This window comes from Sulfuricurvum sp. (assembly GCF_041651515.1).
In the GTDB taxonomy this organism is placed as follows: domain Bacteria; phylum Campylobacterota; class Campylobacteria; order Campylobacterales; family Sulfurimonadaceae; genus Sulfuricurvum.
The window spans coordinates 15,915-38,108 of the sequence record NZ_JBAZJF010000005.1 but is presented as its reverse complement, the minus strand read 5'-3'; the positions used below and the strand labels follow the sequence as shown (position 1 = coordinate 38,108).

General features: G+C 42.9%; 20 protein-coding genes and 1 tRNA gene. 9 read left to right on the top strand and 12 right to left on the bottom strand.

Annotated elements, in window-relative coordinates; all coding sequences use genetic code 11:
- Positions 1 to 43: 43 nt before the first annotated feature.
- From hsdR to WC407_RS10365, 4 genes are read right to left on the bottom strand one after another with little or no spacing between them, the layout of a single operon-like run.
- Positions 44 to 2,377, bottom strand: a complete 2,334-nt coding sequence (hsdR, locus tag WC407_RS10380) for an EcoAI/FtnUII family type I restriction enzme subunit R (RefSeq protein WP_373022573.1) — start codon at positions 2,375 to 2,377, stop codon at positions 44 to 46.
- Positions 2,378 to 2,425: 48 nt separating this feature from the next.
- Entirely contained in the window at positions 2,426 to 3,298 is an 873-nt protein-coding gene (locus WC407_RS10375) for a Bro-N domain-containing protein (protein ID WP_373022572.1), read from the bottom strand.
- A complete protein-coding gene (locus WC407_RS10370) occupies positions 3,298 to 4,425 on the bottom strand; it encodes a restriction endonuclease subunit S (RefSeq protein ID WP_373022571.1) in 1,128 nt (375 codons plus the stop codon). The genes WC407_RS10375 and WC407_RS10370 overlap by 1 nt, the downstream gene beginning before the upstream one ends.
- Positions 4,422 to 5,876 (bottom strand): N-6 DNA methylase, encoded by a 1,455-nt coding sequence (locus WC407_RS10365; protein WP_373022570.1) that lies wholly within the window; start codon positions 5,874 to 5,876, stop codon positions 4,422 to 4,424. The genes WC407_RS10370 and WC407_RS10365 overlap by 4 nt, the downstream gene beginning before the upstream one ends.
- Before the next feature lie 53 nt (positions 5,877 to 5,929).
- Between WC407_RS10365 and WC407_RS10360 the strand changes: the two genes are divergently transcribed.
- On the top strand, positions 5,930 to 6,106 hold the full coding sequence (locus WC407_RS10360) for a uracil-DNA glycosylase (RefSeq protein ID WP_373022569.1): 177 nt from the start codon (positions 5,930 to 5,932) through the stop codon (positions 6,104 to 6,106).
- On the opposite strand, the gene WC407_RS10355 is transcribed toward WC407_RS10360, so the two are convergent.
- Genes WC407_RS10355 through ovoA form a run of 3 tightly spaced genes read right to left on the bottom strand, consistent with a single transcriptional unit; the run spans position 6,084 to position 9,061 of the window.
- Positions 6,084 to 6,491, bottom strand: a complete 408-nt coding sequence (locus tag WC407_RS10355; protein WP_373022568.1) for a hypothetical protein — start codon at positions 6,489 to 6,491, stop codon at positions 6,084 to 6,086. The two genes, WC407_RS10360 and WC407_RS10355, sit on opposite strands and share 23 nt — an antisense overlap.
- Entirely contained in the window at positions 6,484 to 7,650 is a 1,167-nt protein-coding gene (locus WC407_RS10350; RefSeq protein WP_373022567.1) for a pyridoxal phosphate-dependent aminotransferase, read from the bottom strand. The genes WC407_RS10355 and WC407_RS10350 overlap by 8 nt, the downstream gene beginning before the upstream one ends.
- Positions 7,637 to 9,061: a 5-histidylcysteine sulfoxide synthase gene (gene ovoA, locus WC407_RS10345; protein WP_373022566.1), complete on the bottom strand. Its 1,425-nt coding sequence runs from the start codon at positions 9,059 to 9,061 to the stop codon at positions 7,637 to 7,639. The genes WC407_RS10350 and ovoA overlap by 14 nt, the downstream gene beginning before the upstream one ends.
- A gap of 206 nt (positions 9,062 to 9,267) precedes the next feature.
- Between ovoA and WC407_RS10340 the strand changes: the two genes are divergently transcribed.
- The 7 genes from WC407_RS10340 to WC407_RS10310 all read left to right on the top strand — a co-directional run bounded on the left by WC407_RS10340 (position 9,268) and on the right by WC407_RS10310 (position 15,551).
- Positions 9,268 to 11,169, top strand: a complete 1,902-nt coding sequence (locus WC407_RS10340) for a methyl-accepting chemotaxis protein (RefSeq protein ID WP_373022565.1) — start codon at positions 9,268 to 9,270, stop codon at positions 11,167 to 11,169.
- Between the two features lie 165 nt (positions 11,170 to 11,334).
- A complete protein-coding gene (locus WC407_RS10335) occupies positions 11,335 to 12,378 on the top strand; it encodes a hypothetical protein (RefSeq protein WP_373022564.1) in 1,044 nt (347 codons plus the stop codon).
- A gap of 160 nt (positions 12,379 to 12,538) precedes the next feature.
- Positions 12,539 to 13,054: a hypothetical protein gene (locus WC407_RS10330; RefSeq protein ID WP_373022563.1), complete on the top strand. Its 516-nt coding sequence runs from the start codon at positions 12,539 to 12,541 to the stop codon at positions 13,052 to 13,054.
- Positions 13,055 to 13,058: 4 nt separating this feature from the next.
- Positions 13,059 to 13,952, top strand: a complete 894-nt coding sequence (locus tag WC407_RS10325) for a DUF2860 family protein (RefSeq protein WP_373022562.1) — start codon at positions 13,059 to 13,061, stop codon at positions 13,950 to 13,952.
- A gap of 19 nt (positions 13,953 to 13,971) precedes the next feature.
- Positions 13,972 to 14,301, top strand: a complete 330-nt coding sequence (locus tag WC407_RS10320; protein WP_373022561.1) for a multidrug efflux SMR transporter — start codon at positions 13,972 to 13,974, stop codon at positions 14,299 to 14,301.
- A gap of 21 nt (positions 14,302 to 14,322) precedes the next feature.
- Positions 14,323 to 14,874: an outer membrane beta-barrel protein gene (locus WC407_RS10315; protein ID WP_373022560.1), complete on the top strand. Its 552-nt coding sequence runs from the start codon at positions 14,323 to 14,325 to the stop codon at positions 14,872 to 14,874.
- Between the two features lie 194 nt (positions 14,875 to 15,068).
- Positions 15,069 to 15,551: a hypothetical protein gene (locus tag WC407_RS10310; protein ID WP_373022559.1), complete on the top strand. Its 483-nt coding sequence runs from the start codon at positions 15,069 to 15,071 to the stop codon at positions 15,549 to 15,551.
- 297 nt (positions 15,552 to 15,848) lie between these two features.
- Here WC407_RS10310 and WC407_RS10305 read toward each other — a convergent pair.
- Positions 15,849 to 15,926, bottom strand: a tRNA-Pro gene (locus tag WC407_RS10305).
- Between the two features lie 77 nt (positions 15,927 to 16,003).
- Here WC407_RS10305 and pgeF point away from each other — a divergent pair.
- A complete protein-coding gene (gene pgeF / locus WC407_RS10300) occupies positions 16,004 to 16,759 on the top strand; it encodes a peptidoglycan editing factor PgeF (RefSeq protein WP_373022558.1) in 756 nt (251 codons plus the stop codon).
- Here the strand turns inward: pgeF and dxs are convergent.
- The 4 genes from dxs to fliF all read right to left on the bottom strand — a co-directional run bounded on the left by dxs (position 16,740) and on the right by fliF (position 22,177).
- Positions 16,740 to 18,557 carry a 1-deoxy-D-xylulose-5-phosphate synthase gene (gene dxs / locus WC407_RS10295; RefSeq protein WP_373022557.1) on the bottom strand — a complete coding sequence of 606 codons (1,818 nt, stop codon included), beginning with the start codon at positions 18,555 to 18,557 and terminating at the stop codon, positions 16,740 to 16,742. The two genes, pgeF and dxs, sit on opposite strands and share 20 nt — an antisense overlap.
- Positions 18,558 to 18,634: 77 nt before the next feature.
- A complete protein-coding gene (gene fliH, locus WC407_RS10290; protein WP_373022556.1) occupies positions 18,635 to 19,420 on the bottom strand; it encodes a flagellar assembly protein FliH in 786 nt (261 codons plus the stop codon).
- Between the two features lie 3 nt (positions 19,421 to 19,423).
- The gene (gene fliG, locus WC407_RS10285; protein WP_373022555.1) at positions 19,424 to 20,449 is read right to left on the bottom strand and encodes a flagellar motor switch protein FliG; all 1,026 of its coding nucleotides are present in this window, start codon (positions 20,447 to 20,449) and stop codon (positions 19,424 to 19,426) included.
- Positions 20,450 to 20,458: 9 nt separating this feature from the next.
- A complete protein-coding gene (gene fliF / locus WC407_RS10280) occupies positions 20,459 to 22,177 on the bottom strand; it encodes a flagellar basal-body MS-ring/collar protein FliF (protein ID WP_373022554.1) in 1,719 nt (572 codons plus the stop codon).
- Between the last annotated feature and the right edge of the window lie 17 nt (positions 22,178 to 22,194).

The following is a 22,194-nucleotide window of genomic DNA, read 5'->3' as shown; positions in this document are numbered from 1 at the left end:
TCCTTTTTAATATGTGAAATTATACGGTAAATTAAAAAAATCGTTACGCCGCACGTTGCTGATAAAGATATTTTTGAAAATCGATAAACAGTGAGCTGATTGTTGCGACTTCACCCAACACCTCTTGCGCATCTTGCAGGGATTGATATTTGTTCGTGAGGAGGATCGGTAGTTTCTCCTGATCGAGTTCATCTACCCCTGTCTCAATGTATTTGCTGAGGACAAATTCGATGAACTCTTTTTGTTTATCGCTTAGGAGTGCGAAAATAGTCGCTTGGGCAGCGGCTACACGTGCTTCGCGTGACATCGGGACGGTATCGCTGTTAAAGACATATTCCAACACATCGAACAGATCGCTTTTCTCCGCATCGATGAGTTTTTGGAGTGTTCCTAGCTCTTCTCGCCCGAAACCTGCGGCATCGAGTTTTTCGAGCAAAATTCTCCGCGTCAGCGGATTGCTCCACAGCGTTCGCAACTCCTCTTCGGTAGTGAAAAATTCAGGGAGTGCGCCGAAGAGATTTTCTAAAAACTCCTCGACCGAAATCGGCTTGCCGTCGGCACTCCAAAAAGAGGTGGACATCATGTGCTGAATCTCCCGCTCTTTACCGTCGCGCAGTTTGATTTTGATTTTTGTACGTCTCTCACCTGCTTCGCCCTCATCGCCATCATCCGTAGGCTCTTGGGGTTCACTCGGCTCTTTAGGAGGTTTAGGGGCTGCGGGAGTTTCCGGTTCCAACGGTTCACCGTCCCATTCGGGGTCGGCGAAATGGTGATACGCATCAACGAAATCATAGATGGTAAAAAACTCTTTCCCCTCGAACAGCCGCGTACCCCGCCCGACAATCTGTTTGAACTCGATCATCGAATTGACAGGGCGCATTAAAACGATATTGCGGATATTGCGTGCATCGACCCCCGTGGAGAGCTTTTGGGAGGTGGTCAAGATGGTGGGGATCATTTTCTCATTGTCTTGAAACTCTCGTAAAAACTGTTCACCGATGACTCCGTCATTGGCGGTGACACGGACGCAGTAGTTTGGCTCTTTGCTCTTTTTCATCTGATTGACCAAATCGCGAACCGCCGCCGCATGATCTTGGGTGGCACAAAAGATAATCGCTTTTTCGTTTTGGTTCGCTTCATCCATGTATATCTTAATTCGCTTGGCTTCCCGCGCGGTTATCTCGATGATTTTATTGAAATCGGATTCGGTGTAGAGTTTCCCCTCTTCGATCTCCCCTTCGATGATTGTGTCGTCGCTCGTGTAGATATAGTCATCGAGGGTCGTTTTGATCCGTTTGACTTTAAAAGGGGTGAGGAAACCGTCGTTGATCCCCTCTTTGAGTGAGTAGATATAGACGGGTTCGCCGAAATAGCGGTACGTATCGACGTTGTCTTTGCGTTTTGGGGTGGCGGTGAGTCCCAGCTGAACCGCAGGAGAGAAATACTCCAAAATCCCTCTCCAGTTCCCCTCATCGTTCGCACCGCCTCGATGACACTCATCGATAATGATAAAGTCAAAATAGTCTTTCGGATACTCCCCGAAATAAGGAGCCGCCTTCCCCTCGCTATCGGTTCCGCTCATAAAGGTCTGAAAGATCGTGAAAAAAATACTACCGTTCGTCGGTGCGCGTCCGTTGCGGCGTATTTCATCCGGTTTGATCCGCACGAGGGCATCGTCGGGAAATGCCGAAAAAGCATTAAATGCCTGATCTGCCAAGATATTGCGGTCAGCTAAGAACAAGATGCGCGGTCGTCGGCTCCCATCACGTCTGAGATTCCAACGGGTTTGAAAGAGTTTCCACGCGATCTGAAACGCGATAAAGGTTTTCCCCGTCCCCGTAGCGAGGGTGAGCAATACGCGGGGTGCATTCGTCGCTACCGCTTCGAGGGTTTTATTGACGGCGATCTCCTGATAGTAGCGCGCCCCCTTCGTCCCACCGACGTTTTCAAACGGTACAGAACTGAACTTCTCCCGCCAGTCGTTTTGCTCCGCGTAAGTTTTATTCCAAAGCTCCTCAGGGGTCGGATAACGCTCGATTAATCCCTCTGCACCGCTCTTCATACAGATACTATAAATCTCTTTGCCGTTGCTGGCGTAGGTGGTTTCGAGTTTCAGCTTGTCGGCGTACTGCTTGGCTTGCGCTACCCCCTCGCCTACGCTTAATCCGCTTCGTTTGGCTTCGATGACGGCGAGTTTGATCCCTTTGTACGAAAGGACATAATCGGCGCGGAGCAGTTTGCTACGAGTGCCCCCCGTTTGAATTTTACCGGCGGTGATCGGATGGTTTCTAAAAACTCTGGAGCCTTCAACTACCCCCCATCCCGACGCGAGAAGCATGGGATCGATCAGTTCGGCTCTCGTTTCGTCTTCGTTCATGCTTGCACCTTACTTTGAACTTGTGCAATTTTTGCACTAGTTGGGGCTTCATTCATCATCTTCATCCAGTTTCGATAAGTTTAATTGTGCTTTATTATCTATTTTTGGCAAATAATTCTTTTTTGTGCTAACAGGTCTGCCTAATTCTTTTTCTGTTTGTAACCTTGCATCTCCAGCTACTTTTCCGCCTCTACGGGCTATATTTTTGCTTTTATCGAAGGTATCAGGTTTTTCCTCTTTTGAGATTTCAGTGGTAACTCTCTCACCCAACATCGTAAAAATAAGTTCCAAATCATCCATATGGTCACGAAGATTTTCATTTGATTTTTGTGGTAAATTTTTATGATTTTTGTATTCGCTTGGAGTCATTCCAAAAGTGGCTTTCGAGATTTCAGCCGTTAAAATTGCAAAATCGCGATGTTCGGATATACCTCTCTCTTTCCACTCATCGGTGAGATTTTGACGAATAGCTATCCCACGAAGCCGTTTATCAATCCAATCTTTTGGATACCCTTTTTGCTCATACAGAGTTTTCATCCGTTCTTGCGCGAGTTCTGGGTCTTCTATCTCTTGGATTCGCTCATACCCCACTTGCGCTAACCACTGTTTAAAAGGTTCGGCTTTGGGTGATGGGATAGACTGTATTATTCTTAAAATATCTTGCGTATTGGCACAGTCAGTTATTCTCATTTTCCCATCGGGAGCTTTCATTTTCAACTGTCGACAAACTGTCGACAGTTCGATTCCATCCTCAGTATTGACACGAATTTTCATTTTATACCAATAATCACGAGGATTAGTACTATCAGTTAAGACACCGCAAACATCTATGACAGAGTAGTACCACTCATTGTTTTCCCATGTTCTTCTTATCTCTTTACTTTGAAAAATTACTAATCTATCATTTTGCTCAGTTGTCATCACAGCTCCCCGTTAAACGCTTTTTGCAAGATGCTTTTTTTCAATTCCTCTAAGTTATCTATTTTCTGCTGATAAATCGCTTCGAGGCGTTTGGTTTCGGCGGAGAGAGCATCGAGTTTTTGGACGATAGTTTGTTGTTCAGATAAAGATATTTTTGGAATACTAAAATTTCGTAATGCTGTTAATGATACAGTTTTTTGGGCTGTTCCAGTAGCTGTTTCGTTAGCTTGTTTGAATGCTTGTGGAGACAATACCCAATAAAACAGCCATTTACTACTGGTATTCTCTTTTGGTCTAATTAAACCAATGTGTCGTTGAAAGCAAAATTCCACATTATCCTCCACTAGAACAGGGATACCATAAGAGCCTGTAACTGTATATAAAATATCCCCTTTTTTAGGCTTTCGATTAATTTTTAATTTTTGATAATAATCTATAGAAACAGTAAAAGTATCTGAAAAATCAATTTGATAGTTCTTTTTATTAATATTTGAAATTGTAATGAATGGGATTCCAGTTTCTGTTTTTGGTGGAGGCATATGGTCTCCATCAGTAATATCAGTTGTTAATTCTGATAATTTTACATTTTTCCACCCCTCTCCTCTATTTTCAAACACACTTTGTAAATAAGAGTCGAAAAGCTCTTTTGCATTTTTGAGATTCTGCACCGCATTGGCTTTTGCACGCTCTATTGCGGCAAAGGCTTCATCTAAAATGGCGACGATTTTTTGTTGTTCGGAGAGTGGTGGAAATGGAATTTGAATTTTTTGAAGCTCTGATTTGACTAAACTTGGTATAGTTGTACCTCTATTCATCTTTCCAAAATCAATATTTAGACACAAATAATAAAGAAATTTTTTCTCAAGTTCATTTTTAGGATAAAAACCAAATGCGGTATCCACATTCCAAAATCTTTCATTGATAAATATTGGTTTGTTAATATTTCCTTTTCTACCAATGATCGTCGTTCCTGCTTCGCAAATATAATCAGTTGCAAAACCCATTATATTCCCTGCACTTCCCATTATCGGGTATTGTCCAGTTTCTGATAAAACTTGTTGTTGATTTTTACCATTCCTGATTTCAACTACATCACCCAACTTTTTTACTTCCCACCCCTGCTTCATAACAGTTCCAAAACCCTGCCTAAAATCTCCGCACTCTCGTCATCCAAAACTTTCATCTCTTCGAGTATCTCTTGCGGTTTTCGCAGTGCCGCTTCGACTTTTTTATTCGGATTTTTGGCACTCAGATCAAACGTACTCTGGTCTATATCTTTAGCCTCGATACTCCACGAATTCTCAGACTCACCGAACGTTTTTTGAAGCTCCACAAACTCCGCCAAATCTTTCTCATTGAGCGCGTTCGTTTTCCCCAGATTACGAGCCAAATTCAGCTGATAAAACCACACTTTACGGGTCGGTGCCCCCTTCTCGAAAAACAAGACGACGGTTTTAACCCCCGCCCCCGTAAACGTCCCACCCGGCAAGTCGAGGACGGTGTGGAGATTACACTCTTCGAGGAGTTTTTTACGCAGTGCGACAGAGGCGTTGTCGGTGTTGCTCAAAAAGGTGTTTTTGATAACGACCCCCGCTTTACCCCCTGCTTTTAAAATCTTGATGAAATGCTGTAAAAACAGCGATGCCGTCTCCCCCGTTTTGATCGGAAAGTTTTGCTGTACTTCGGCGCGCTCTTTTCCTCCAAACGGTGGGTTAGCGAGTACGACGTCATAACGGTCTTTATCTTGGATGTCGTCGAGGTTGATCGCCAACGTGTTGGCGTGGACGATGTTCGGAGCTTCGATACCGTGGAGGATCATGTTCATCGTTCCGATGATGTAAGCGAGGGATTTTTTCTCTTTGCCGTAAAAGGTCGTTTTTTGGAGGGTGAGCGTATCGCTCGTGGTGAGTTTTTTGCTGTGTTTGAGATACTCGAACGCTTCGACCAAGAATCCCGCACTTCCTACGGCACCGTCATAGATTTTTTGTCCGATTTCAGGGGCGACGACGCGGACGATGGTTTTGATGAGGGGGCGGGGGGTGTAGTATTCGCCGCCGTTGCGTCCGGCGTTCCCCATGTTTTTGATCTTGTCCTCATAGAGGTGGCTCATTTCGTGTTTTTCGGCATGGGTGCGGAAACGTAGCTCGTCGATGCGGTTAATTACTTCACGGAGGTTATAGCCACTTTGTACGCGGTTTTTGAGTTCGCTAAATATCTCACCGATCTTGTACTCGATGGTATCGGCACTCTCGGCATCGACTTTGAACTTTTTGAGATAGGGGAAGAGTTTATGATCGACAAACTCTTTGAGATCATCGCCACCCAATGCGGTATGATGGTCGAGTTTGCCCTCTGCATCTTTGGGTGCTGCCCATGTGTTCCATTGATATTCAGGAGCAATAATCGGAGTGTAGCTTTTGCCGATCAACGCGGCGGCGGTAGCCTTGTCTTTTTCCAAATCATCGAGGTATTTGAGAAACAACACCCATGAAGTTTGCTCGACATAATCGAGTTCGCTCCCGCATCCGGCGTCTTTGTGGAGAATATCGTCTATATTTTTAAAAGTTTGTTCAAACATGAGTAAGCGGATCCCTATGGAAATTGCGCGTATTATACGGTAATATTCCACGTATGGAAAAGATCAATTGTCATAAATGTATTTACTATTTTGTCACATGGGAAGCACATCAACCGCACGGATGCAAAGCATACGGCTTTAAAGCAAAAATGATCCCCTCAATGGTCGTTCAAAATTCGAGCGGAAAACCGTGCAGTTTATTTCAACTCAAAACTCCCGTTTCCAAGTAACCTTTTTCCCAAACCCCAAGGTGTTATCGGTCATTTTGACCTCATCAAGCCGAATCGCCCATAGGGTAGGATTCATTACCCGCGCATAAGGGAAGGCTTCAAAATAGAGTTTTTTTAAACCCTCTGGACATCTCTCCACCACCCCTGTAAACTGTATCCCCTGAATCTTCCCTACCGTTTTGGTCTCTAACGCTACCGTTCCGGCAATATGAAGATTTTGCGCCACATTGTTCATATGTTCCGTTGTCTCATCCGAAGCAACGATAAAAGATACGGTTTGTGAATCATACGCATAAAACATCGAACAGCACCACAACCGTTCTCCTTGCGTTGCCAAGGATAACAGATGATGTTTGCCCATAAAGGACTCAATTTTTTTAAGCATCTCTCAGAGCCTTTGACAACCCAGTGAGCGCGTTTTCCAATACTGCTGTAGAGACCGCAAAATTGAGCCGCATAAAACCGGATCCCTCACGACCGAAACTCAGCCCCGGGCTTAAACCCAAACCCGCTTTATGGACAAAAAAATCGCGTAATTCACTATTCCCCATTCCTAATGCCCGACAATCAAGCCACGCCAAATAGGTCGCTTCGGGTTTATGAAATACAATGGTAGAATGATCGGTTAAAACGCGTTCTATCATCTTTCTGTTGCGGGTTAAATGTGCCATTACCTCTTGATGCCACTCTCCGGCCTCACGATAGGCCGATTCAAAAGCGACATGCGATAAGACAGCACCCTCCCCCCAATGGAGACGGTGCACCTCTTCGTCATACGCTGCTCGTAATTCTTCCGACGCAATACAAACGGTAGAGATTGAGAAGCCCGCCATATTAAACGTTTTCCCCGGCCCCATCAACGTCACGGTGTTTTCCAGCAATTCCAGTGATAAGGAGGCTATCGGGATATGGCGATACGGTGCATAGACGATATCTGAGTGTATTTCATCGCTGATGATACGGATATTATGCTCCAAACACACTTCCCCTAGCGCCTCTAACTCGTTATGACTCCAGACCCGACCAACCGGATTATGGGGTGAACACAATAACAAAAGCTTGGTTTTAGGGGTAATTTGAGACCTGAGCATATCAATATCAAAACGGTATTTTCCCTCCCTATCTTGTTTCAAAGGATGAAGTATCAACTGTCGTCCGTTATTTCGCACCTGTGAATAAAACGGGGGATATACGGGGTCCATCACAATCACCTCATCGCCCGCTTCGCTGAATGCACGAATTGCACATCCGATCGAAGCGACTACCGAGGGGGAGTAACTAAGCCATTCGCGTTTTATGCTAAACCCGTGGTGATCGTTAACCCATTGCATCTGTGCTTCAAATGCGCTATCCCGCATGATCTCATATCCCAATACAGGATGAAGCAGCCTCTCTTGGACGGCATGAATCACACACTCAGGCGTCGCAATATCCATATCGGCAACCCACATCGGCTCTACGGTTTCGCTCCCAAATAGCTTTTTGCGAAGGGTGTATTTTTCGGCATTCGAACCGCTTCGGTCGATATATCTAAACCGATCCATACCGTTTTTTCCAATCCTCATACATATTCTCAATACGGGTATACTTTTTTGCCTCGTTCTCTCCATCGCCCACCACATACCTAAAACCGGCATGTTGAATAAAATGGCGGCGAAAAGCATAACGCGAAGTGAAGAGAATTTCATTCCCCGTGGAGATCCATGATCCCCCTTTCATGAGATTGTGCTTCCCGTCAAACGTAGGCTCTGAAAAATCGTCATACCACGGATGGGTCTTAAATCCCTCATACGCATCCATTTGTGTTTGCGTCCATTGCCATACATTCCCCACGACATCGTATAATTTTCCGTGTGCAAACGTATCCACCGGAACCGATGAGGCGAAATGGGCAAGATTGATATTTGAGCGCTGATCATCAAAAATATCCTCTTTCATCCCCCCCTCTTGCGCCATAACCATCCATTCCCCTTCGCTGGGGAGTCGATACGTTTCACCCTCTTGCGCACTTTTCCATCGGCAAAACGCTTCCGCTTCAAGGGCATTTACCTCTACCGGCCAATTATATGGCATCGGCATCTCTTGTGCTAGGGCGCGATAGGTATAGCTTCCATCCTTGTTGGGGATCCAAAAAGGGGGAGACGTAACTTGGCGTATTTGAAGATATCTCAACCCCTCCTCATCCCACCAACACGGTGTTGTGTAACCATTGGCCAAAACAAACTCCAAATATTCGCCGTTACTCACCAAATATTTGGATGTTTTGAAATCCTCAACACTGTAGCACGTATTACCATACTCATTATCCCAGCCGTATAAGCCGTTATCTTCTCCCCCTTTGCCCAGACAAACCTCTCTCCCCTCAAACTCGACCATGCTGTTTTCTAACCTCTCCCCTTGTATTGGACAAATAGGGAAATCTTCATGGGGATGGACAAATTCAAGAGGCATCTGACGATGCAGGACACTGGAGGTTTCGATATGGATCCGCTCATGCTCGATCCCCATCCATATCGCCCAAAACGGGTCCTCTTTCGTAATCGGAAGCTTCATCGGTAAGGTTGTAATAAGCTGATCCACCAAGCTGCGGACCTGCTGACGATATACTCGCACCGCATCAATACTCGGCCATTTGAGTGAATCGCTGCTCGCATCCCAGGTCATCTCATCAACACCGACAGCAAAAAGCTCTTCAAAATGGGGATTGATCCGTTCGGTAAGTGCCCCTGAAGCAATAAGTTTATTGATGTAAAAAATGGCGGTATGACCAAAATAAAAAATCATCGGGTGGCGTGTCGGTTCGGATTGGCGATAAAACACCTCATCGAAGGCTAAAAGATCAAAAAGAGATTCAAACAGAGCAAAACTTTGGTGAAAATAGTCTCGAAGTTCCTCGCGTTTGGATTGGGTGTCATTCCCCCCTAAACCGAGTGATTTCATCTGTCTGTGCAACACGTAGGATCCTTATCACATTTTGAGTATTGTATCAAATTTGCCTAAAGGGAAATATACGATTGAAATATAAGAATGCTTATCACCTATGAAATTTCTTTACATACTCTTAGCTAATCATTAGAATAAATTATCAATCTTTATCAAGAAATTATCAAAAAGTGATATAATCCCCGCCCTTGACTTCAAATTTTATCAAAGGATTTTTTATGCTCGAACGAACCTTGCAAAAACTGAGCATTCGCAAACAGATGAATTATCTGGTTGCCGCAGCTACCCTCTCCGTTATCGGTGCTTCCGTTTTTGTCTTTTTTGCTTTTCAAAGTGTCGAAACCGAATACGAAAATTTACAGAAATACTCCACCAGCGGAGCATTACAAGCACTTGAAATTGAAAAAGATCTAAACTACATAAGCCGTACCAGCCGTGATATCATGCTTGGAGGTGATTATGATAAAAATATTGTTAAACTGAATGATCATGTTGTTAAAATAAAAAAGACATTTACCGAACTGGAACAAAATCCGGATCCGCTCTCCCGACCTCTGATTAAGGATGCCAAAGAGAGTACTATCGCCTTTTTGGATAATACGATGATCATGATGCGTGCTCTGGACAAAAGAACCATCGCATCCCAAAGTGGAGTTATATACGCCCAATACAAGCAAAAGCTCACCCCTTATGCCGATGCATCACGCGAAGAATTTGAAAAAGTGGTCAAACAAAAGAGAGAAGCCCTTACCACCGCTTCACAGAACCTTCACAGCGAAATTACGTTTTACAAATTGTTTGTATTGATTATGGGGATCAGTGTTGCTGTTGTCATTTTCATCTTCGCAACTATGGTCCAACGCTCCATTACCGGGGCAGTCGAAAACTTCACGTCCATTATAAAAACAATTGCTATGGGAATTTTTTCCAATACCCAAGTCGATACCAATCCCTCAACAGAACTGGGGATAATGGGGAAAGCCTTACAACAGCTTATAACCCAAATCGAAGAGTTCATTCACCGCATTAATATCTCCATTACCGATGCAACCCAAGGGGAGTTCTCTCATAAAATTTCCGATAACGGGATGGAAGGGGAATTCATCGACGCAATCGGCCATGTACGAGACAGCATCGCCATCATGGAACAAGAAGAAGCTAAAAAACAACGCGATGCCCTCAACTCAGAACTCAGCAAACTAAGCGTCCAAGTCACCGAAAGCCTAAGTGTCATCCAAGACGATCTTATCCACAACATTGATGGGTTAAAAGAGGTTACTTCCGCAACCAGAGATGCAGCTACCTTGGCGGATGATAGCCGTCAAACGATCACCTCCATCATCGATGAGCTTAATCACTTAACGGAAAAAGTGAGCAGCAACCATGATTCTATCAATCATATTGCTTCCCGTACCAATGAGATATCTTCTGTAATACAGCTCATTACCGATATCGCCGATCAAACGAACTTGCTTGCGTTAAATGCGGCAATCGAAGCAGCACGCGCAGGCGAGCACGGACGAGGATTTGCCGTCGTCGCCGATGAAGTTCGAAAACTCGCAGAGCGAACCCATAAAGCGACCGGAGACATCTCCGTTTCAATCAACTCCTTGCAACAAGACATGAGTGAGATTCAAACCAGTGCCGAAGAGATGAATGCCGTCGTCGACCGTTCCAGCGAAATGATTCATAACTTTGAGGGAACATTAATACAACTCAAGGAAAGTTCATCCGGAATCGTCACCTCGTCGTATAAAATGGAAAATAATGTTTTTATTGTGTTAGCAAAAATAGATCATATCCTCTATAAATCACGTGCCTATACCAGTGTCATGCTATGTGAGTCCCATCTCAATGCAGAAAATTCCCACCAATGCCGTATGGGCAAATGGTATGATAATGAAGGCAAAACACGATTTGGACAAACCCTCAACTACCCTCGCATAAGTAATCCGCATGCATTGGTGCACCAAAAAGCGAACAGCAATTTAGAACTCATCCGCACCAAAAAAGAGAACTGCCTCCAACATGCCGCCGAGATTATCACCAATTTTGAAGAGATGGAAAAGGCCTCTCAAGAATTATTCACTCTCATGGATTCGATGCTGGCTGAATTTTAATCTTATCTCCAGAAGAGCCTGTCTCGAACAGGCTATTTCCCTCTCTCACACTGCAAAAATAGCATTCAGCCCCATACAGTTGGGTTTCGCTAAAATTCCTTACCCGTATACGGTAAAGCAGTAAAATTCAAACATACTATTGTATTAAAACGAGCGAGAAAAACAATGAATCAATCTACGCACTTTTTGCACCATCATGAATCACTCATTTTGACAACCCAACAACATCTTACCGGTCTTTTGCGTGAGGCATTTCATCACAGCGATAAAGAGAATGCAATCGTGGTGTATGATACACGTTGTCTCATTGCTACCATTTTGATGGAGGGGTACAAACGCGCCTTGCCTCATGCACGAATGATCGATTTTGATGCATACCCGCCTGCAGAGGTCCGAGCTCTATTAGAGGCTCTGCACCCTTCAGATTTAGTCGTATTAATCCAATCGACCAATTTTCGCCTCGATGCGTTTCGCTTGCGTGTCGAATTGTTTAAACTCAAATTAAAAGTGATCGAGCACCCCCATTTGAGTCGGATGTCGGATGATGAAGCACCCTACTTTATCGATTCTCTGGAGTACGACAAGGAGTATTATCGCCATGTAGGTCGTACCCTCCAATCTAAAATAGATTGTGCGCCTATGGGGGTCCTCGACAGCGGCGGAGAACGGTTAGTGTACGGTTCGGCTTTCGAACCTGCCAAAGTCAACATCGGAGATTACACCGGATTAGCTAATTGGGGCGGTCAGTTTCCCCTTGGAGAAGTTTTTACCGAAGCGCAAGATTTGAGAGCGGTACACGGACGGGTCAAAATTTATTGTTTTGGTGACGTGACGTACAAAATCAACACCCCCGAAACCCCTATCACCCTCATTATCGAGGAGGGGCAAGTGATCGCGTGTGAAAACTCGACACCGGCATTTGACCTCATCCTCTCCAATATACGCAGAGATGAGGGGGGAGTTGTTTGGATACGGGAACTCGGATTCGGACTCAACAGAGCCTTCAGTAAAACACGCACAGTAGCCGATACTGGAACGTATGAGCGAATGTGCGGTGTTCACATATCGTTAGGTGCCAAACACGGCACCTATGGCAAACCCGGCTTTAAACGCCGAGACGGCTTATATCATGTTGATGTTTTTGCCGATACGCATACGTTTTCCCTTGGAGAGGAAGTGGTTTACAAAGAAGGAGCCTGGATAGTATAACAACCGACTATATCTTTAAAATAGGCACCTCTTCAAGGATGCTCTATAAAAAAACAAAATAATACTTCACACTAACTTCACACTCATATTGATATTATTTCAGGTACGTACAATAGGTGTATTTTGATTACATGTATTAAATTTATTTGAATAGAGTCAAGTGAAATCGAATCAAAAAGAAAAAGTTTTTTTTAACATTGAAACTAAGCAATTTGTCATTGAATATACATTATTTAAATTGAATGATTTAAAATGCTGCCATGTTGAGTTTGGGCAACGAGTGGGCCCCTTTGTCGCACAATTCACGATGAACAATATGTCAAAACATCATGCGCTACTAGTGCTTAGGCAAGTTGTGCGTGAAACGGTGCAGAGATATAGCCATTATGATATGGCCGTATTTACCTCCTTAGACGGTAATATTAAGCGTATGGCTATTTATGAACGTATTGCAAAAGATATGTCGAAACGTCAACATTGCCAATTAAATTATGCGCAAAAAGGGTCTCACGGTAAAATATTTATTTTACATCGAGGATGCTACAGCAAAACCATTAATCGTGATTTATTGAGTTATTTATCTAAAAATGGACTTTTTGCTATTGGTGGTAGAATATTGAGCGTCTATTATGGTGTTACCAATTTATTTCGCAGAATAATAAAATTTAGTTTTTAACACGATGTTGGTTCCCTTTAAACTACTATTGATACTGTTTTTTTTCACTATTGCTCTATATGCTGAAGCAACAGGCTACATTGAGCTAGGGGGAATAGCTATGTCGCAAAAAAGCAACACAGAACCTATGCTGTTTCATGCGGACAAAACATTAATCTCTCTTGATGGTGGATCTATGACCCAAAAAGAGGTTGATCCTTATGTAAGTTTTCAATATATCACTGTACTCCCTGATATGACTTTAACCACAACCCTCAATGAAGAAGATAAATTATCTTTAAGAGCCGAGGGGGATACTTTAGGTACAGAAGTATTTATTAGACCTTCTTATGAATTTAAAAATCCATACCAACTGTACACCAAAAGAGCGACAACCCTTGTCATTGAAACAGGTATCGGTGGAATTTACAAAGTCCCGTTAGAAAAAGAATCTTCTTTGGAATTTGCCTATATTGTTTCACAGAAAAAGGTATCTGATGATGAACTGGGGCGACAAACACCGTCTCTTGAACGGGACGGTTATATGCACAGAGCCGAATGTTCTTGGACAAATAACCTGTTTAAAGTTACAACAGGAGCATTCACAACACAAAATATGGGTAGTGCAGAAAATCATAAAGGGGCGGATATTAAGCTCACAAGCGTTTATACCGTTGATAAGATGCAAATTTACGGAACAGCTACCTATGCACACATACAATACAATGATATAAATCCATTTTTTGAAACGACTCGTAACCAAAATACTCTAAAAGCATCTTTGTCCCTTGAATACGATTATTCTGCAATCGGATATTATACGATTATTGGAGTGACTGCTAATCGTCAATTTAGCAATATACCCTTTTTTAACGAATCAATAAATGCTCTATTTATAGGTATGGGTAGAAATTTGTGATAACAAAAGGATTAATATAATGCAGGCATGGTTATTGTTAGCACTGGCAATTGCATTAGAAGTCGCCGGAACGACATCTATGAAGCTTTCAGACGGTATGCATAAAATTTTCCCGACCATTATGATTTTTGTCTTTTACGGTTTAACTTTTGCCATTATGCCCTTTGTCATCAAAAAAATAGAGATGGGGACAGTCTACGCGATATGGGCGGGCGCAGGAACCGTTCTCGTGACTTTTATTGGAATATGGTATTTTAAAGAATCGTCATCAACAATTAAACTGATGAGTATTGGGTTGATATGTATTGGAGTGATTGGATTAAATCTTGTGGAAACATCGACACGTTAATTATAAAGTAGGATAGGAAATATGAAAAAAATTATATTAGTTGCATTACTTGCGACTGAACTCTTAAGAGCAGAGAACGGCTTTTATCTAGGTATAGATGGTGGAATAACGGGCGCGGTATTTGAAACAGAAATTCCTTCATTAAGCTATACTGAATCGGAAAAGAGTCATGGCAGTTCTGAAACGTTCAAAATGGGTTACTATTTAAATCAAAATAATCGCATTAACGGTTTCTATCACAAGATCAATGGTACCGATGCAAAAGTATACGGGATAGGATATGACTATTTGTTTGGAGACAGTGCATGGAAACCTCTTTTAGGCATATTAGCAGGGTATTCACGCTTTAAAGATGACGGTGATGATTCTACACCAACAACCAATCTACACGGGAATGTTTTTGGGCTACAAGCCGGAGTAAATTATTCTGTAAATAACCAAATTTCAATAGAAGCCGGCGCGCGATATATAAAATCATATGCCAACCAAACCATTAATGATTCTGGTAATGATGTCAATTTTAAGATTGACCCTATTCATAATTTATTTATTGGTGCAAACTATAAGTTTTAGCTGTGATATCATCAAGTATATCCCCTTTCTGACTGCTTGATCACCAATTACGACTATAAAATTCACACTATCTTCACAATGGCATCGGTATACTCCACATTTAGTTATATTAGAAGGGAATCTATTATGCTCAAAACAGCAAAAATATTACTCGTTTTGCCAATAGCAAGAAGCGTTTCTTTTACAATAACATAATGATAGATATTCAACAACAAATTAAAGAAGCGATCGAAACAGAAGACATAGCTCAGTTAACCACATTGCTTTGGGCGAATGTCCCCTCTGAAAATAATGAGCAATACATTTATCATAAACAGCAAACCTTCAATTCCTTCGTTAGAATTGCTCATTTGTTATGGCTCAGGGATAAGCAAAAGATATCGCTTCTTGTCAAACAAATCATCATAATTTTACATAAAATTGGATTCGTATCGAAACGAAGAGGGGATATGAGCGCCCAAGATTCAAAAAAGCTGCTCGACATACTAGGTCAAATCGAAGCTAAAGATTGTAAACAATTTCAATTGGACGAGATACTGCAAAAGCAGCTGAACCTCTTCCTTGAATTGCTCAATGAAGCAATGTTAGAGACTACCGATCTCTCGATGATTAAAAATACGACGATGATGATCCGGAGAAAAGATGATGTTCCTACCCTAAAGCTGAAAAAAAATTAGTATGTCACACGGTATAATACATTTGGATGAGAGTGAAGTATCTGCCTAAGGGTAAATATTCTTATAAAGAAGAAAAAATGACTGAATCTATAACACTTGCATTTGATCTTATTCAAGAACACTGGATAATTGTGCTCACATTGCTTATAGGTGGAATATTTTGGCTATCCTACCCTCCTAGACCTTAATATTTTAATATCTCGGACTCAGATTATTGATAATACCGTTATCGTTAGTGGTTAATATTTTGTGAAGCGATGGAACATTGAAGAAATCCAATATTTAGGGGATTCCCACTGGTCGGAGCGACCTGACTCGAACAGGCGACCTCTTCCACCCCAAGGAAGTGCGCTAGCCAAACTGCGCTACGCCCCGACATAAAAAAGTGGAATGGAAGAATAATCGAAACTTAATTAATCCGACATAAAACTCTTTTTGTTTATACTTTGTATATGAACACACTCTCTGCATCTTTTTCAAGTTCTACTCTTTTAGCCTGTTTTACAACGCGGCATGGCGGAATATCAGGGCCACCGTATAGGGCTAATAATCTCGCCTTCCATGTCGGAGACGATCCTAGTCATGTTATAGCCAATCATGATTCGCTGGCTAAAGCACTTGGATATGAACGTACCCGACTGGTACATATGCGACAGATTCATTCTGAGCGCGTTATCATTATTGATGACACGCACGGATTTGACACGCCCCCCGAATGCGATGCATTGATCACAAACCGTACCGATACTCCTATAATGGTTATGAGTGCCGATTGTACCCCCATTCTTTTATATGATCCGATGCACCATGCTATCGGAGCGGTTCATGCGGGACGTGCGGGAGCACTGAATGAAATTCTCCCGAAAACAGTACTCGCGATGCAACACGTATACGGAACATCCATCGGTGAACTTCAAGTCACATTAGGTCCCTCGATCGGGGGATGCTGTTATGAGATTAATGACTCTATTGCTTCGGAAGTGAACACATGCGGATATAGCGATGCATTACGCTTTGAAAAAGAAAAAGTATTTTTGGAGGTAAACACCATTTTATTGATGCAACTGCAGATGCTCGGGGTAAAACAAGATCATATCGAAGTCATCCCTGCATGCACCGCATGCCACAACGATACCTATTTTTCGTATCGTGCAGATGCACAGCAGACGGGGAGAATTGCCGGAGTGATTATGCTACGACCCGTTTAGCAAGCTGTTCAGGGAGAAGCCCTAACGACTCTTCGACAAGGCGGGTATTGCCATGCTTGATAAAAGTATCATCATACTCAAAACTCATAACACGCACATCGGTTATTTTTTCTTCCGAAAGCCATTCAAGAAGCGCACTACCAACCCCTCCTATACGGCAAGAGTCACTAAATACATACCATTTTTTATGCCGTATCGCCATCAGTCGCAACATTTCACAGTCCAACGGTTTGACAAAACGCAAATCGAGGAGAGAGGTTTTTTCCTCCATATATTCCATCGTTTGTGCCGCCCGTCCGACACCGTTACCGTATCCGATAAAGAGATTGTCCGATTCATTGGAGATCAACAGATGGGATTTTCCCGTTTCAAAGGGGATCGAATCGGCGAGATGATCAGCCTTTAAAAATGCCCCTCGTGGATAGCGAATCGCACACGGATGATCATACCCGGCCGCATACGCTATTATTTGATGAAACGATTTCTCATCACGCGGAGCACACAGCGTCATATTCGGAATAAGACGTAAAAAACTGATATCAAATGCCCCTTGATGCGTTTCTCCGTCTTCTCCTACAATTCCCGCTCGATCAAGGGCAAATACCACCGGCAAATCCATCAGACATACATCATGGATCACTTGATCAAATCCGCGCTGTAAAAAGGTAGAATAAATCGTGCAAAAAGGTTTAAATCCCTCTTTAGCCAATGCCCCCATTGATGTAACAGCATGTTGTTCCGCAATCGCAACATCCCAAAATCGTGTCGGATATTTTTCCATCAAAGCACTCAGCCCTGTGCCGCTGGGCATTGCCGCTGTCACACCGACAACCTTAGGATTGCGTTCAGCCTCATGCATCAATGCATCGGCATAAATCTGTGTTGCACTTTTAACACTGCTTGCCGTATTTGCTGTCCCACTTTTAAGATCAAACGGTGAAACACCATGCCATTTTTCATGTTTCCCCTCGGCAATCTCATACCCTTTGCCTTTGATCGTTTGAACATGAACCAACACCGGTTTGCCCATCGCTTTTGCTATACTCAAAATATCAATGAGCGATTTAAGATCATGTCCATCTACCGGACCAATATACTCAATCCCCATCTCTTCAAACAGTATCCCCGGAGTAATGAGCTTAAATGATTCTTCAAACCGTTTTGCAAGATAATGCGCCCCTTCTCCGAAATTATCTACAAACTGCTCAGTTTTCTTTTTAAAACGCTGATAAAAAGGGCTTGCCATTGCAGAACTCAGCATTCGGCTGATTGCTCCGATCGGTTTGGCAATACTCATCTCATTATCATTGAGGATAATCACCATCGGGTATTTACGATCCCCAAGCTCATTCAGTGCTTCATACGCCATCCCTGCCGACATTGCCCCATCACCAATCACTACCACCGGTATACGGCTCTCCTGCTCATTTTTCAATGCAATCGCTTTTGCCGCACCAACGCCTAAAGAGATCGATGTCGAACTGTGCCCTGCAACAAAATAGTCACATGAAGATTCGGAAGGCTTGGTGTAGCCGCTGAGTCCATCAAACTGTCTCAAAGTAGCAAACTCTTCCCATCGATTGGTTAGAAGTTTGTGGGCATACGCCTGGTGGGAAACGTCAAAAATAAAAGGATCTTTTGAAGCATCAAATACTTTATGCATTGCAACGATAATTTCGGTTGCGCCCAATGTAGAGCTAAGATGTCCACCGTTTTGGCTAACCACCTCTAAAATCCGATCTCGTATTTTTTGAGAAAGTGCTTCAAGGTCTGACAAAGTAAAATCTTTGATATTCATTGTGCTTAGGTATCCTAAAAATAGTTAGTTATAACGTTTTAATCTATAGTATAAAGACAATCGCCATCCAAATGGCTTTAAGATTCGAGTAAAAGAGATCGTTTAAGCCGTTCATACCGCTTTTTAATTTGGGAATCAACATTGCCTACATCACTGATTGCTACCACCCCTCCGGGGCTGATAGCACGATCAGAGAGGACTTCCACATGGTTTAGTGATCCCACTTTTTCAGAAATCAATCCATGATCGGCAGGATTAACCCGTAATGTAATTTTAGAAGCGTCTTTAAGCTCCTCTATCAAATCGGAGGAGAGCTTTGCTGCGATTTTAGCGCTGTTATCCTGAGTCTCAATTCCAATCACCTCTTTGGCAATATCAAGTGCCGTATGGGTAAGTTCTTTTTGAATCGATGCCAGTGCAGCCGTAAACTCTGCCGCAGCATTTTCCAAAGTTTTAACGGAAACGGCAAGTTGATCTTGCGATTGATCTTTACGCCCACTGCTTTGCAGCTGTTCTTGGGCGATTCCGGCCAAAACACCCTCATCGTAAGCCACTTTTTTTGCCGTTTCTAGCACTTGAGCATGCTCTTCTTGAAGTGATTCAAGCCGCATTTGCATTTTAATCACATTTGAACTCATCTCATCGGCTTTTTTCAATAGCGATTCAATCAATTCATCTTTGGAAGAGTTCCCCATATCTCTACGTCTCTCAGGAAGTAACTCGTCTCTAGAACTATGATGATCCCGACCCAACTCTTCTGTAGCTTCATGAATACTTGACCCGGCCAGTCCGGAGAGGATTTTAAACTGGTATTTGCTTATTGCGTGAGCACCGGAACGATCTTGTGTAATAACGACATCCATAGATTATTCCACCATCTCTTCAGATTCGCCCACTTGCAATACACCCTGTTCTGCCAAAGCTTGAACGGCATCAACAATTTTACGCTGCGCCCCTTCAACCTCTTTAACTTTAACCGCACCCAAAAACTGCATCTCTTCGATGAAGGCATCTTTTGCCCGTTGGGACATATTGGCGTAAAACTTCTCTTTAAGATCTTCGGCAGAACTTTTGAGGGCGAGCATCAGATCGTTTTTATCGACCGATTTGAGAATTTCGCGAATACCGTTTCCGTCCAAATTGACAATATCTTCGAAAGTAAACATCATCTCTTTGATCGATGAGGCAAGTTCCTGATCCAATTGCTCAATTTGAGTCAATGTCGATTTAGAAACTTTAGCACCCAATCGGTTGAAGACATCCGCCACCGACCTAGGGCCGCCCACTTCAACTTTATAGCTGGCCAAGGCCTCAAGTTTGGATTCGAGTACTGCACTCACCCGCTTAATGATCGAAGGGGAAATATCTCCGAGCTTGGCCATACGCATGGCTACTTCGGCACGTAATTCATCCGAAAAGATATAAAGGGTTTCGGCTGCTGCAGATGGATCCATGTGTGCAAGAATAAGGGCAATAGTTTGGGGATGTTCGGTCGTAATAAAGTCGGCGAGCTGCTGAGGTTTTATTTTTGCCAAATAAGCAAAATTTTGAGTGTTTTGCATCGTTTTAGAGAGACGTTCTAAAACCTTTTTTGCCTCATCCGGCCCGAGGGCTTTATACAAAATTTCACGTGCGTAATCCATCCCGCCCGTATTAAGATACTGATTGGATTGGATAATAGCATAAAACTCTTCCAAGACTGCAGCACCAAGATTTTTTTCAACCGATCGGTTATTGGCAATATATTTAGAAATTTGAGTAATCGATTCAACGTTCATCCGTGAAAAAATACCTGCGGTTACATCTTCACCCAGTTGCATCAAAAGGATAGCAATTTTCTCAGCCATTCCCATTTCGTCAAAATTAGATTGTTGAGTCTGTGTAAGATTCATTCCCTTCTCCTAGCGTCTAGAGTCATTGGGGGTAGACTCTTCTTCAATCAATGCTTGAATCAAGGAAGCCATCTCTTCAGGATGCTCTTCAGCTATCTCACGCACTTTTTCAAGCAATACATCGTATTTAAGCTCATCTTCATTGAAACTGTCACCCAGTCCAAGTTGACTCTCCACTTTTTTACGCATTTGCTGTACTTTTTCGACCAAATCTTCATCTTCATCGTCTGCAATTTCCAAAACCGGTTTTTCAAATGCCTCTTCTTCCCGGCTAAACTCAAGCATTCGCTCCGCAAAGGGAATAATTATCTTCTTATAGGCAATAAAAAGGATCATTACAACCAGTAAATATTTAAATACCCCTCCAAACGGGACTAAATATTTATCCATAAATTCAGAGGTTTTAGAAGCAGCATCCTTAGGTGCCATACCGGATTTCGTCGTTTGGAACTCAAAGTTACGAACACTTACCTGATCTCCGCGTGTATCATCAATTCCAATAGATTGTTTTACCAACGAATTGATCGCATCAAGCTGTGTCTGATCCAACGCTATATAATCCATCTCTTCCGTCGGTTTTCCGTCAGCACCTTTTTTAGGGGCATATTTGCCATCTACAACAACGGCTGCCGTAATACGCTTGATTCGTGCAAATTCCATCTTGGTAGTCGATACCGTTTTGGAAATTTCATAATTTGTCGTGCCGGATGTTTTTTCAAACTTCTCTCCGCTGCTATTACTCGCCAATCCCTCAACCGGCCCCACATTGCTAACCGCACCTGGGACACCTCCTACAGGAGGCTGTCCACCACTTCCTTCACGCTTCTCTTCGGATGTTTGTTCGCTTCGGACCACGTTTTCCGGATCGAATTTTTCAGATGTTGAACTTTGCTCCGAAAAATCATACTCGATGGTTACTTTAGCAACAACGCGATCTTTACCACCAATAAACGGAGCAAGAACATTGATAATTTTCTCTTCTTGTTTTTTCTCTTCTTTGGTTTTATACAACTGCTGCATCGAGGAGAGCTCGCCCATAGCACTCGCGGCATCATCATCTCCAAGAGTTTCCCCCTCAGAGTCAATCAACGCTACATTCTCAGGAGTCAGCTTAGGAACTGCCGAAGCTACCAACTTTTTAATCCCGCGAATCTGTTTAGAGGTTAGTTTACGATCTTGATAAAGCTGAACCATGACAGACGCCGATGGGGGGACCGCTTCGGAAACAAAAAGGGTCTCTTTGGGGAGAGCTAATGCTACACTCGATTTTTCTACAGGAGATAACGAGTCGATGGAGCGGGCAAGCTCCCCTTCTAAAGCACGTCTAAACTTAACTTCCTGATCAAAATTGGTCGCGCCGAACTCTTGTTTATCAAAAAGTTCAAATCCTACATGCCCCTCTTTCGGAATTCCCATAGAAGCAATAGTGATACGCTCTTTGTAAACCACTTCTTTGGGGACTTCGATTACATTTTCACGGGGGATTCTATAAGGGATTTTATCTTTTTCAAGCTGCTTAACAACCTGTGAAGCATCTTGAGGAGTAAGCGAATCAAAAAGAACTTGATACCCTTCATTATCCCCTTTTCCACCTTCAGAAGTATAAACAACCAAAAAAACCAAGAAAGCGACTATCCCCGCAACCGCCGCACCGATAATTATTCTTTGTGCTTGGGTTAGTTTTCCGAAAAAGACAACGAGTTGCGAAAAAAGGGCCTTGAAATCCATTCTTTTGAGTGCCTACT